The following is a 12580-nucleotide window of genomic DNA, read 5'->3' on the forward strand; positions in this document are numbered from 1 at the left end:
CCTTCGCCGCTAACCCGCGTACGTCTCGTACTCGGCGATCCTCGGGGTGCCGGACGAGCTGGTGATCTCGAAGGTGATCTTGCGCAGGGAGGTGCGGGGGAAGGTGATGGGCCCTGCCCCGTTGCCGGAGGTCAGGACGGCGCCGGTGTCACCGTTCAGGAGCCGCCAGGCCTTGATGCTGCCCGTGGCGCCGGCTGCCTCGCGGATGTGGACCGAGGAGACGGCGGTGTCGGAGGACCACTTGATCGAGGCCGAGCCGGTGGTGCCGACGGGCGACCAGTACGTGGTCAGGCTCCCGTCGCGGAGGTCGCCGTAGCTCGTACCGGCGGCCTTGCTGGAGCCGTCGGAGCCGGCCCCGATGCTGAGGTTGGTCCCGGTGGGCGGGGTGGGGCCGGGGGTGGGGTCGGTCGGGCCGGGGGTGGGGTCGGTGGGCTTCGGAGTCGGGTCGGTCGGCGTCTGCGGGGAGCAGTTGCCGTCCGAGACCCTGTTGCCCTTGTTGGCGCCCGCCGTCCGGCTCACGACGTCCGGGACGCAACTGGCCGCGTCGGCACGGTAGGTGTAGGGGATGGCGACCGTGGTGGTGGACTTCATGTCGGGCCCGGCGGGGTTGGTCTTGCTGTCGGGGCTGGACCAGGTCACGTTGTCGAGCGTGTTGCCGCTGACCTGCCAGTAGCCGGCCGCGTCGGTGTAGAAGGTGCCGAGGACGTCCTTGGAGTTCTTGAAGTAGTTGTTCTCCACCTTGGCGCGTGCCCCGGCCCGGGAGTTGATGCCTGAGTCGTTGAGCCGCACGTAGTGGTTGTTGTAGATGTGGGCGATGCCGCCGCGCAGCAGGGGAGCGCGGGAGTCGATGTTCTCGTACAGGTTGTGGTGGTAGGTGACGAAGCCGTTGGAGAGTTCGGTCTCGCTGGATCCGACGAGCCCGCCGCGGCCGGAGTTGCGCAGGATGCTGTACGAGAGGGTCACGTACTGGGTGTTGTCCTTCATGTCGAAGAGGCCGTCGTACCCCTGCGACTCCCCGCCCGACGCCTCCAGGGTCGTGTGATCCACCCAGACGTTGCGGACGTCCCTCTCCATGCCGATGGCGTCACCGCCGTTGGAGGTGGGCGAGCCGGACTTCTTGACGTTCCGGACGGTCACGTTCTGGATGATGATGTTGCGGGCCTCGCGCAGGTGGATGCCCAGCTGGTCGAAGACGGCCCCGCTGCCGACGCCGACGATCGTGACGTTGCTGACCTGCTTGATCTCGATCACGCCCGCCGCGGTGTCGCAGCTGCTGCCGGAGACCTTGGTGGTGTTGCCGTGGTTGATGGTGCCCTCGACCTCGATGACGATCGGGGTGCTGCTGCTGGCCCGTCCGCACAGGGCCGCGTGGATCTGGGTCCCGGTGGTGGCCCGTACGGTCTGTCCGCCCGCGCCGCCGGTGGTCCCGCCGTTCTGGGTCGCGTACCCGGTGGCGCTGCCGGTCGCCGCCGAGGCGGCGGGCGCCGACGTCAGCACCACGCCGGTGGCGGCCGCGAGGGCCAGGGTGGCCACGGCGGCCTGCAGCCGCCGTGCGACTGGTCGTCTCATGTTGTCTCCCCATGCGTCTTCGGATGGACGGTTGTTGCGTTCATGACAGGTGGGAGCGCTCCCGAACGCCTTCGCGTGAGGGAGGTGTTCCCGTGAAGAGGATAGAAAGCGCTTACCACTGGTGAAGATAGAGAGGGGCGAGCCGCTCTGGCAAGGGGCGTGCAGCGTCTGAACCGCGCACGAGGAAGGGCCCCACCGCGGCGAGCGGTGGAGCCCCTCCTGGTCACGCTCGCACGCCTCAGGCGTCGGCGCCCGCCTTGCGGCGGCGCACGAGGAACATCGCGCCGGCGCCGAGTGCCACGGCCGCGCCGCTCGCGAGCGCGAGCTGCGTGGTGGCGTCGGACGAGCCGGTCGCGGCGAGGGTGCCGTTCGTGGTGTTCACCGGGACGCTCGAACCCGACCCCTGCGGGGTGACCCCGGAGCCCGCGGCCGGGGCGGTGGTGCTGGTGCTGGGCTTGGGGGCCGGCTTGGTGACGGGCCTGCCGGCCGCTGCCTTGATGTCGAACTGGTTGACGGCGGCGTCGGGCGTCAGGCCGCAGGAGCCGTCCTTGTTGAAGTAGTCGCCCGCGATGAAGGTGAGGCCCTGCCCGGCCGGAGCCTTGGCGTCGACGTCCAGGCGCAGCTTGATGTCCGCCTGCTTGCCGGGCTCCAGCGCGCCGATGGCGTCGATGTAGCGGTCGCCGTCGACGGCCTGCCACTTCGGGGACTCGGCCGTGGACCACTTCAGCTTCAGGTACTTGGCGATGTCCTTGGCGCCGCTCTTGTCGGTCGCGTGGACGCTCGCGTAGGTGAGGACCTTCTCCATGTTCTTGGCGGTGCCGTTGGTCACCCGGACCGAGAAGCTGGTGGCGGTACCGGCGGTGACCGTGGAGGGGAAGCCCTTCACGACCGTGGTGAGGCCGGGCTCGTCCACGCACTCCCCGTCGCCCGGGTTCTCCTCTTCCTCCTGCTTGGCGCGCTCCAGGGCCGCGTCGGCTGCGTCCTTGGCGGCGAGCGCCTTCTTGGTGGCGTCCCGCGCCTTGCTGAGGGCCCTGAACGCCTCGACCTTCGCGTCGTCCGCGAGCTCGGCGGCGGTCGCGGCCTCGGTGTCGGCGGTGGTCTTGGCCGTCGCCGCCGCCTCGGCGGCCGTCTTGGCGTCGGCCAGAGCCTTCTCGGCGGCGGCCTTGTCCTCGTCGGTGGCGTCCTTGTCCTCGGTCAGGGCGTCGAGCGCGGCCTGCGCGTCCGTGACCGCCTTGTCGGCGGTGGTCTTCGCGGCGGCGGCGTCGTCCGCGGCCTTCCGGGCGGCCTTGGCCGCCACGGTGAGGGGCGCGGTGTCGGATACCGCCGCCTCCACCGCGTCGTTCGCGGCCCTCTCGGCCAGGACAGCCGCGTCGTACGCCTTCTCCGCCTCGGCCGCCGCCTTTTCGAGCTCCTTGAGGGTCGGCTTGGCCGGCGTCTGTGCGGGGGGCTTGGTGTCGGCGAACGCGGGGGTTACGGAGAGCATGACGGCAGGCGTCGTCACGGCGACGGCGACGGCCGTGGCGAGAATGCGGCGAATCTTCACTTGAGCCCTTTTTTGGTCCGGCACGCAGAATGGGAGCGGCCGTCCCGCGGTAGGGATCACACGGGTGGCCTGTGGTGATGGTAGGGCGGACGTACGAACGTACGGGGGGAATTTCCCGGCCGCGGCGGGCCGAAAGGTGCTGTCCCCGGCAGACAGAGAGAGCGAAAAGGGGCAGTTGCTCTCCGAGTCTGTGCTTTTCCTGTGATCAACGCCATGGAAAAGGGACGCGGGGACCGGTGGCGGCGGTGCGCCCGCAATTCCCGCCCATTCAACCGGAGTCCTGCATTCACATTTTCCGGGGGTCCGCGCAGGGGGCGTCCGTGTCCTCTCCCCTTCGCCCTCCCCTTGTCTGATGACCCGTCAGGTACGACGATGGCGGCCGTCACCCGGAGCGGGGAGCGCCCCGGGGCGCAAGGGGAAGGAGGCCGCCGTGCCGATACCGCCACCGCCGTTGCCGTCGCTGCCGCCGTTGCCGTCACCCGACGGGCCACTGACGTACGGGATGCAGCTCCCGGTCCAGTCGCAGAGCGTCATCTACGCCGAGCCCTGGGAGGCGGCGGCGACCCCCGCCGACCTCGTCCGCATCGCCCGGGCCGCCGACCGCGGCGGCTTCGCCTACCTCGCGAGCTGCGACCACATCGCCATCCCGCGCCGGCTCGCGGAGGGGATGAGCACGGTCTGGTACGACCCCGTCGCCACGCTCGCGTTCCTCGCCGGGGTCACCGAGCGCGTGCTCCTGATGAGCCATGTCGCCGTCGTCGGGCTGCGCCACCCCCTCATCACCGCCAAGCAGTACGCCACCCTCGACCACCTCAGCGGCGGCCGGCTGATCCTGGGCGTCGGGGCCGGGCACGTGCGGGAGGAATTCGAGGCGGTCGGGGCGGACTTCGACGGGCGGGGCGGTGTGCTGGACGAGACCATCGACGCGCTGCGGGCGGCGCTCGGGCCGGAGGAGTACCCGGAGTTCGCGGGGGAACGGTTCTCCTTCGGCGGCCTCGGGCAGCTCCCGCGCCCCGCCCGGGAGAGGGTGCCGATCTGGGTGGGCGGCTCCTCGCCCGCCGCCGTGCGCCGGGCGGCCGTCAGAGGTGACGGCTGGCTCCCGCAGGGCGATGCCCGGGACCGGCTGCCCGCGCAGATCGCCCGGGTGCACGCCCTGCGGGAGGAGGCGGGGGTGGGCGCGCCGATCGTCATCGGTGCGATCACCGAACCGCTGTACGTCGGTGAGCCCGGGTGGTCCGTCGGGCGGCGGACCCTCGCCGGAAAGCCGGAGGAGCTGGCGGAGTCGCTGCGGGAGTACGCGGCGATCGGCGTGCACCAGATCCAGGTCCGGTTCCGGAGCCGGAGCGTCGACGAACTGACCGATCAGATGGCGGCGTTCGGTGCGGACGTGGCCCCTCGTCTCAGCGTGTAGGGAGAGTCGTCATGGGCAAGCTGGACGGGCGGGTCGTCCTGGTCACCGGAGCGGCGCGCGGGCAGGGCGAGCAGGAGGCGCGGCTCTTCGCGGCGGAGGGGGCGCGGGTCGTCATCGCCGACGTGCTGGTCGAGCAAGGGGAGGCACTGGCGAAGGAGTTGGGGGCGAAGGCCGCCCGGTTCGTGCGGCTGGACGTGGGGCGGGAGGAGGAGTGGACCGAGGCGGTGGCCGTGGCCCGGGACGCCTTCGGGAAGATCGACGGGCTCATCAACAACGCGGGCATCCTCCGCTTCAACGAGCTGGTCGACACCCCGCTGGAGGAGTTCCAGCAGGTGGTCCAGGTCAACCTGACGGGGGCGTTCCTCGGGATCCGGGCGGTGGCGCCGGAGATCGAGGCGGCGGGCGGCGGGACGATCGTCAACACCTCCTCGTACACCGGTCTGACGGGCATGGCGCTGGTGGGTGCGTACGCCGCGACCAAACACGCCGTCCTCGGCCTCACGAGGGTCGCCGCCGTGGAGCTGGCGGGCAAGGGCATCCGGGTCAACGCCATCTGCCCGGGGGCCGTCGACACGGCGATGAGCAACCCGGCCCTGCTGGACCCGGGCGCCGACCTGAGCCGGTCGGACGCGGCGCTGGACGCGTACTACCGCAAGCTCGTGCCGATGGGGCGGATCGGCCGGCCCGAGGAGGTGGCCGCGCTGGCCCTCTTCCTGACCGCCGAGGACTCCTCGTACATCACCGGGCAGCCGTTCGTCATCGACGGGGGGTGGCTGGCGGGGGTCAGCCTCCTCTGACCGCGCCCCGGGCGCATGACCTGACGATTCGTCAGCTATTGACGGGGTGCGGCTGCGGTGGAACAGTCGGTCGCATCACAATCTGACGGTGTGTCAGAAAAACCGTCAGGAGGACTTGAGGACGGTGAACCTCCGTGGAATTCGGGCTCTTTGTTCAGGGGTACGTGCCCGCCGCGCGCGCCAAGGTGGACCCCGAGGCAGAGCACAAGGCACTGATCGAGGAGACCGAGTACGTCATCCAGGCGGACAGGTCCGGCTTCAAGTACGCCTGGGCCTCCGAGCACCACTTCCTGGAGGAGTACTCGCACCTCTCCGCCAACGACGTGTACCTCGGCTATCTCGCGCACGCCACCGACCGCATCCACCTCGGCTCGGGCATCTTCAACCCGCTCGCGCCCGTCAACCACCCGGTGAAGGTCGCGGAGAAGGTCGCCATGCTCGACCATCTCTCCGAGGGGCGCTTCGAGTTCGGCACCGGGCGGGGGGCGGGCAGCCACGAGATCCTCGGGTTCATGCCGGGCATCACCGACATGAACCACACCAAGGAGCTGTGGGAGGAGACGATCGCCGAGTTCCCCAAGATGTGGCTCCAGGACGAGTACGTCGGCTTCCAGGGCAAGCACTGGTCGCTCCCCCCGCGCAAGATCCTGCCCAAGCCGTACGGGGCCGGGCACCCGGCCATGTGGTACGCGGCCGGGTCGCCGTCCTCGTACGCCATGGCGGGGAAGAAGGGGCTCGGGGTGCTGGGCTTCAGCGTGCAGAAGGTCTCCGACATGGAGTGGGTCGTCGAGTCCTACAAGAACGCGGTCAGGGACGCCGAGCCGGTGGGGGCGTTCGTCAACGACAACGTGATGGTGACGTCCACGGCGATCTGTGCCGAGACGCACGCCAAGGCGGTGGAGATCGCGGTGGGCGGGGGACTGAACTACCTCCAGTCGCTGCTGTTCCGCTACCACGACACGTTTCCGCGGCCGGAGGGGATTCCGGAGTGGCCGCAGCTGCTGCCGGAGTACACCGAGGAGATCGTGGAGCTGCTCATCGCGGAGGAGCTGATGATCTGCGGCGATCCCGACGAGGTGCTGAAGCAGTGCCGGCGGTGGGATCAGGCGGGGGCGGACCAGCTGAGCTTCGGGCTGCCGATCGGGATCAGTCCGCAGGACACGATGACCACGATCCGGTTGATCGGGGAGCACGTGATTCCGAAGATCGACACGGATCCGGTGCATCGGACCTCGCGGTTCCGGGCGGCGGCGGGCTGAGGCCCTCCGCGCTGCCTCGGGCCCACGTCGGGGCTCCGCCCCGAGCCCCGCGCCTCGAACGCCGGCGGGGCTGGGGTGCCGTAGCGCCGGCGGGTCCGGGACTGGGCGGCGTCTTCCCGGACCGTCGCCCTGTGAGCCGGGGTGCGTACCGCGGCCCAAGCGTGCGCACCCCGGCCGCCCCACCCGAGCCGAAGCAAGGAACCCACCGGAAGGGAACCGTCATGCTCGACCACCTCATCCGCCGCGCGAGAGTCGTGGACGGCACCGGCGGCCCCGCCTACACCGCCGACGTCGGCCTCCGCGGCGGCAGGATCGCCGTCATCGCCGAGCCGGGGACCGTCGCCGAGGAGGCCGTCACCAGCGAGGACGCCGACGGCCTCGTCCTCGCCCCCGGCTTCGTCGACCCGCACACGCACTACGACGCCCAGCTCTTCTGGGACCCCTACGCCACCCCCTCCATGAACCACGGCGTCACCACCGTCGCCGGCGGCAACTGCGGCTTCACGCTCGCGCCCCTCCACCCCGACCGCCCCGAGGACGCCGACTACACCCGCCGGATGATGTCGAGGGTCGAGGGCATGGCGCTCGCGGCCCTGGAGGAAGGCGTCGACTGGACCTGGTCCACCTTCCGCGAATACCTCGACGCCCTCGAAGGCCGTATCGCCGTCAACGCCGGGTTCATGGTCGGCCACTGCGCCCTCCGTCGGCACGTCATGGGCGCGGACGCGGTCGGGGGGCAGCCCACGCCCGCGCAGATGGACGCCATGCTCGCCCTCTTCCACGACGCGATGGACGCGGGCGCCTGGGGGCTCTCCACCACCCAGTCCTCCACCCACGCCGACGGCGACGGCGAGCCCGTCGCCTCCCGGCACGCCCTCCCCGAGGAGCTGCTCGCCCTGTCCCGCGCGGTCGGGGAGCACGAGGGGACGCAGCTGGAGGCGATCGTCGCCGGGTGCCTGGACCAGTTCTCGGACGAGGAGATCGACCTCTTCGTCGACATGAGCGCCGCCGCCGGGCGCCCGCTCAACTGGAACGTGCTCACCATCGACGCCGCCGTCCCCGAACGCGTACCGCGCCAGCTCATCCCCAGCGAACGCGCCCGCGCGGCCGGCGGCCGGATCGTCGCCCTCACCATGCCGATCCTCACCCCCATGAACATGTCGCTCGGCACCTTCTGCGCCCTCAACCTCATCCCCGGCTGGGGCGAGGTCCTCGCCCTCCCCGTCCCCGAGCGCATCGAACGCCTCCGGGACGCCGGCACCCGCGCCGAGATGCTGCGCCGCGCCGACAGCAAGGAGGCCGGGGTCTTCCGGCGCCTCGCCGACTTCGGCCGGTACGTCATCGGAGACACGTACAGTCCCGCCAACGAAGGGCTCAGTGGGCGCGTCGTCGACGACATCGCGGCCGAGCGCGGCCAGGACCCCTTCCACTGCCTGGTCGAGATCTGTGCCGCCGACGGCCTGCGTACGGTCCTGTGGCCGATGCCCACCGACAACGACCCGGACTCCTGGGCCCTGCGCCGGCGCACCTGGGAGCACGAGGACGTCATGCTCGGCGGCTCCGACGCGGGCGCGCACCTGGACCGGATGTGCGGGGCCCCGTACACCACCCGCTTCCTCGGCGACTGTCTGCGCGGGCGGAAACTCGTCCCGCTGACCAGCGCCGTCAAGATGCTCACCGACGACCCGGCCCGCCTCTTCGGCCTGCGCGAACGCGGCCGGATCGAGGAGGGCTTCCACGCCGACCTCGTCCTCTTCGACCCCGAGCGGATCGACGCCGGACCGGCCACCCTCGTCCACGACCTGCCCGGGGACAGCCCGCGCCTGGACGCCAAGGCCATCGGGATCGTGTCCGTACGCGTCAACGGGGTCGAGACCCTGCGCGACGACAAGGTGACGGGGGCGGTGCCGGGGGCGGTGCTGCGCTCGGGCCGCGACACCCGGACGGTGAGTACGGCGTGAGCCCCGCCGGACCGCAGAAGCTCTTCATCGGCGGCGCGTGGACCGAACCCGCCGACGGCCACTACGAGGTCATCGACCCCGCCACCGAGGAGGTCGTCGGCCTAGCCCCCGAGGCGAGCCGCGCCCAGGTGTACGAGGCCGCCGCAGCCGCCAAAGAGGCCTTCGGTCCCTGGTCGCGCACCCGCCCGGAGAAGCGCGCCGCGATCCTGGAGCGGGCCGCCGACCTCATCCAGCGCGATCTCCCCGCCCACGCCGACATCGCCCGAGCGGAGAGCGGGGCCACCGCCTCCACCGCCCGGGGCATGCAGGTCGCCGTCGGCGCGGCCCGCTTCCGCCGGTACGCGCGCGGTGCCCTGGAGCCCGTGGAGGAGGCCATCACACCCCAGATCAACGAGGCCGGTCCGATGGGGCGGGCCGGGGTCTTCGGGGCGCTGGCCGTCCGGCAGCCGGTCGGCGTGGTCACCTGCATCACCTCGTACAACAACCCCTGGGCCAACCCGGCGGGCAAGATCGCGCCCGCCCTCGCGATGGGCAACACGGTCCTCGTGAAGCCCGCCCCGCAGGACCCGCTCTCGGTCTACCGGATGGCCGCCGCCCTCGCGGAGGCAGGCGTTCCGCCGGGCGTGGTGAACGTGGTCACCGGCTCGGGCGCACCAGCCGGTGAGGCCGCCGTCGACTCCCCGGACGTCGACATGGTCAGCTTCACCGGCTCCACCGCCGTCGGGCAGCGCATCGCGGAGGTGTGCGGGCGCGGCATGAAGCGGCAGCTGATGGAGCTGGGCGGCAAGGGCGCCGCGCTCGTCCTCGAAGACGCGGATCTCGGCTCCGCGGCCGCGGGCATCGGCACGGCCTTCTCCTTCTACAGCGGACAGATCTGTACGGCTCCGACCCGCGTCCTGGTCCACCGGTCCCGCCAGGACGAGCTGATCGCCATGCTGGCCGCGTACGCCGACGCGCTCACCGTCGGTGACCCGGCCGACCGGTCCACCGTCGTCGGCCCGGTCATCTCCGCCGCCCACCGCGACCGCGTGGAGGCGTACGTGGAGCTGGGCCGGAAGGAAGGCGCGCGGGTCGTCACCGGCGGCGCCCGGCCCGCCCACCTGGACCGGGGCTTCTACGTGGCGCCCACCCTCCTCGCCGACTGCACCTCCGGCATGCGGGTCGTCCGCGAGGAGATCTTCGGCCCGGTCGTCGTGGTCGTCCCCTTCGACGACGAGGAGGAGGGCGTCGCGCTCGCCAACGACAGCGACTACGGCCTCATCGACTACGTCTGGTCGGGCGATGTGGCCCGCGCCTTCCGCATCGCCCGGCGCCTGCGCGCGGGCGGGGTGGGCGTCAACACGGTCGGGCGGAACATGGAGGCCCCGTTCGGGGGGTTCAAGAAGAGCGGTGTGGGACGGGACGTGGGCTCCTACGCGCTGCACGCCTACAGCGAGACGCAGGCGATCGTGTGGCCCGGCTGAACGCGTTCCCAGGGAGCGCGGGAAAATTTTGAAACGGCACAAAACGGACAGTGCTGCGATTACCGTACGTGGCCACCCTCGCGTCACCGGCATGCATTGCAAGGCGTCACGCGCGCGTGGCCTTGAATTGGTGCAGCGTTCATCGGTAAGCGGCCGGTGTAATCAAGGGTGAGACGCTGGAGTCTCACCCTCCGGATGTGGATATCGCAGCGCATAGCGTCCTCCTCATGACTCAGCTGGACGCGCGGCCACGGGCCGGAGACACGGTACGGCGAAGCGCCCCGTCCGACGGCGGTGACGGGGGCGTACGCGGCAAGGGCCTCGGCGGGAACTCCGTCGGGCTGATGGGCAGCGCGGTCATCGGTGTCTCCACCGTCGCCCCCGTCTACTGCCTGACCTCGACCCTCGGCTCCACCGCCGGTGAGGTCGGCGTGCAGATGCCCGCCGTCTTCCTGGCCGGGTTCCTGCCCATGCTGCTGGTCGCCTTCGCCTACCGCGAGCTCAACAAGGTCATGCCGGACTGCGGCACCTCCTTCACCTGGACGGTGAAGGCGTTCGGCCCGCGCGTTGGCTGGATGTGCGGCTGGGGCCTGGTCATCGCGACGATCATCGTCCTGTCCAACCTGGCGGGTGTCGCCACCTCGTTCTTCTGGCTGCTGGCGGGTGAGGTCACGGGCAGTCCGTCGGTCGCCGCCCTGGACGACAACAAGCTGGTCCACATCGGCACCTGCCTCGTCCTCATCGCCGCCGCCACCGCGATCAGCTACCGGGGGATGACTGCCACCAAGGGCATCCAGTACGCCCTGGTCGGCCTGCAGCTCGCCGTGCTGGCGCTCTTCGTGACGATGGCCCTGAACAAGGCGGGCAGCGGCGGCGCGGACTTCGCCACCTCGCTCGACTTCTCCTGGTCCTGGCTGAACCCGTTCGCCGTCCAGTCCTTCGCCGCCTTCACGGCCGGCCTCTCCCTCTCCATCTTCATGTTCTGGGGCTGGGACGCCTGCCTGACCACCAACGAGGAGACCACCGGCAGCGACAAGACCCCCGGCCGCGCCGCCCTCATCGCCATGGTCGTCCTGGTCGGCGCCTACCTGGCCACCGCCGTCGCCGCCCAGATGGCCGTCGGCTCCGGCACCACCGGGCTCGGCCTCGCCAACCCGGACACCGGCGAGAACGTCTTCGCCGTCCTGGCCGGGCCGATCATGGGCTCCGGGCTCGGCGTGCTGCTCTTCGTCGCCGTCCTCGCCTCGGCCGCCGCCAGCCTCCAGACCACGTTCATCCCGGTGGCCCGCACGGTCCTCGCGATGTCGGCGTACGAGGCGATGCCGGCCTCGTACGCGAAGGTCCACCCCCGCTTCAAGACGCCCGGCCGGGCGACGGTCGTGGCAGGCATCGGGACCGGCGTCTTCTACACCGTGATGACCCTGGTCAGCGAGCACGTGCTGATCGACACCATCTACGCGCTCGGCCTCATGATCTGCTTCTACTACGCGCTGACCGCCTTCGCCTGTGCCTGGTACTTCCGCGCCGAACTGGGCCGCTCCGCCCGGGACCTGGTTTTCAAGGGCCTCTTCCCGGCCGTCGGCGGACTGCTGCTCGCCGCCGTCTTCGCCAAGACCCTCTACGACATGTGGGACCCGGCGTACGGCTCCGGCTCGTCGGTGTTCGGCGTCGGCTCGGTCTTCGTCATCGGGGTGGGGCTGCTGCTCGTCGGAGTGGTGCTGATGGTCGCGATGGAGCGCCGCAGCCCGGCGTTCTTCCGGGGCCAGGTGCTGACGAAGGAGACCCCGGCCCTCGTGGTCGAGGACTGAGGTCTCCGGCAGCGCGGGCCGACCGTTACGGGCGCCAGTAACCCAGCGCGTTCACCCGGTCCTTGGGCAGGCCCAGCTCCTTGCGGAGGTAGGCCGACAGGGTCCGGGTGGTCGACGTGTCGCAGGCGACCCAGACGTACGCGTCCGCGTGGTCCTCGCCCAGCAGCCCCGGCAGGGCCGCCTTCACCTCGGCGACCAGGTGCGCACCGCCCTCGCGGCGCTCCACGTGGTGCAGGGTGTGATGGGTCTCGTCGAGGCGGAACGGCAGTTTCCGGTCGCCCTCGTCGGCGGACTCGAACCAGATCGTCGCCGGCGTGTCCGGGACCGCGTCCAGCAGGGAGTTGATCGCGGGGAGCGCGGCCGGGTCACCGATCACGAAGAGCCGCGCGGGCGCCGGGTCGGGCAGGGTGAAGCCGGTGCCCTGGAGCGTCGCGTCGATCGTGTCGCCGGGCTCGGCCGCTTTCGCCCAGTCGCAGGCGGGGCCCTCGTGGAGGGCGAATTCCAGACTGAAGGTCCCGGCCTCGGGGTCCGGGTCGACCAGGGTGTAGGCGCGCTGGTGCGGTTTGCCGTCCTTCTCGAACCAGAGCCGCACCCACATCGTGGGGTGCGCCCCGCCGGTCGCCGCGAGCAGCCCTCCGTCGGTCACGTGCACCCGGCGGAACCGGTCGGTGACTTGCTCCGCACCGGTCACGGTGAAGGTGAAATCCCGCCCCCGGAACAGTTTGAGAACGACGCCTTCCCAGCCATGCCCCACGGTGCTTCCCACCTT

At 71.1% G+C, this 12580-nt stretch carries 9 protein-coding genes; 6 read left to right on the forward strand and 3 right to left on the reverse strand.

Features of this window, described 5'->3' with window-relative positions:
* Positions 1-9 precede the first annotated feature (9 nt).
* Positions 10-1569 carry a pectate lyase gene (locus ABZ154_RS09930; RefSeq protein WP_356830799.1) on the reverse strand — a complete coding sequence of 520 codons (1560 nt, stop codon included), beginning with the start codon at positions 1567-1569 and terminating at the stop codon, positions 10-12.
* 238 nt (positions 1570-1807) lie between these two features.
* A complete protein-coding gene (locus ABZ154_RS09935; protein WP_356830801.1) occupies positions 1808-3112 on the reverse strand; it encodes a peptidase in 1305 nt (434 codons plus the stop codon).
* A gap of 469 nt (positions 3113-3581) precedes the next feature.
* On the opposite strand from ABZ154_RS09935, the gene ABZ154_RS09940 reads away from it, so the two are divergent.
* From ABZ154_RS09940 to ABZ154_RS09965, 6 genes are all read left to right on the forward strand, one after another.
* Positions 3582-4523, forward strand: a complete 942-nt coding sequence (locus tag ABZ154_RS09940) for a TIGR03619 family F420-dependent LLM class oxidoreductase (RefSeq protein ID WP_356830996.1) — start codon at positions 3582-3584, stop codon at positions 4521-4523.
* An 11-nt stretch (positions 4524-4534) separates the two neighbouring features.
* Positions 4535-5320: a glucose 1-dehydrogenase gene (locus tag ABZ154_RS09945; protein WP_356830803.1), complete on the forward strand. Its 786-nt coding sequence runs from the start codon at positions 4535-4537 to the stop codon at positions 5318-5320.
* A gap of 134 nt (positions 5321-5454) precedes the next feature.
* Positions 5455-6579 (forward strand): LLM class flavin-dependent oxidoreductase, encoded by a 1125-nt coding sequence (locus ABZ154_RS09950; protein ID WP_356830805.1) that lies wholly within the window; start codon positions 5455-5457, stop codon positions 6577-6579.
* A gap of 221 nt (positions 6580-6800) precedes the next feature.
* Positions 6801-8540 carry a D-aminoacylase gene (locus ABZ154_RS09955; protein ID WP_356830807.1) on the forward strand — a complete coding sequence of 580 codons (1740 nt, stop codon included), beginning with the start codon at positions 6801-6803 and terminating at the stop codon, positions 8538-8540.
* The gene (locus ABZ154_RS09960) at positions 8537-10003 is read left to right on the forward strand and encodes an aldehyde dehydrogenase family protein (RefSeq protein ID WP_356830809.1); all 1467 of its coding nucleotides are present in this window, start codon (positions 8537-8539) and stop codon (positions 10001-10003) included. The genes ABZ154_RS09955 and ABZ154_RS09960 overlap by 4 nt, the downstream gene beginning before the upstream one ends.
* A gap of 227 nt (positions 10004-10230) precedes the next feature.
* Positions 10231-11811: an APC family permease gene (locus tag ABZ154_RS09965; RefSeq protein ID WP_356830811.1), complete on the forward strand. Its 1581-nt coding sequence runs from the start codon at positions 10231-10233 to the stop codon at positions 11809-11811.
* A 25-nt stretch (positions 11812-11836) separates the two neighbouring features.
* On the opposite strand, the gene ABZ154_RS09970 is transcribed toward ABZ154_RS09965, so the two are convergent.
* Positions 11837-12565 carry a siderophore-interacting protein gene (locus ABZ154_RS09970; protein WP_356830998.1) on the reverse strand — a complete coding sequence of 243 codons (729 nt, stop codon included), beginning with the start codon at positions 12563-12565 and terminating at the stop codon, positions 11837-11839.
* Positions 12566-12580 lie beyond the last annotated feature (15 nt).

It is taken from the genome of Streptomyces sp. NPDC006261 (genome assembly GCF_040613515.1).
Classification (GTDB): domain Bacteria; phylum Actinomycetota; class Actinomycetes; order Streptomycetales; family Streptomycetaceae; genus Streptomyces.

What these genes read in the sequence shown, in the direction of transcription:
- ABZ154_RS09965 (WP_356830811.1), top strand. Translation starts at nt 10,231, where the DNA reads ATGACTCAGCTGGACGCGCGGCCACGGGCCGGAGACACGGTACGGCGA.
- ABZ154_RS09945 (WP_356830803.1), top strand. Translation starts at nt 4,535, where the DNA reads ATGGGCAAGCTGGACGGGCGGGTCGTCCTGGTCACCGGAGCGGCGCGC.
- ABZ154_RS09930 (WP_356830799.1), bottom strand. Translation starts at nt 1,569, where the DNA reads ATGAGACGACCAGTCGCACGGCGGCTGCAGGCCGCCGTGGCCACCCTG.
- ABZ154_RS09955 (WP_356830807.1), top strand. Translation starts at nt 6,801, where the DNA reads ATGCTCGACCACCTCATCCGCCGCGCGAGAGTCGTGGACGGCACCGGC.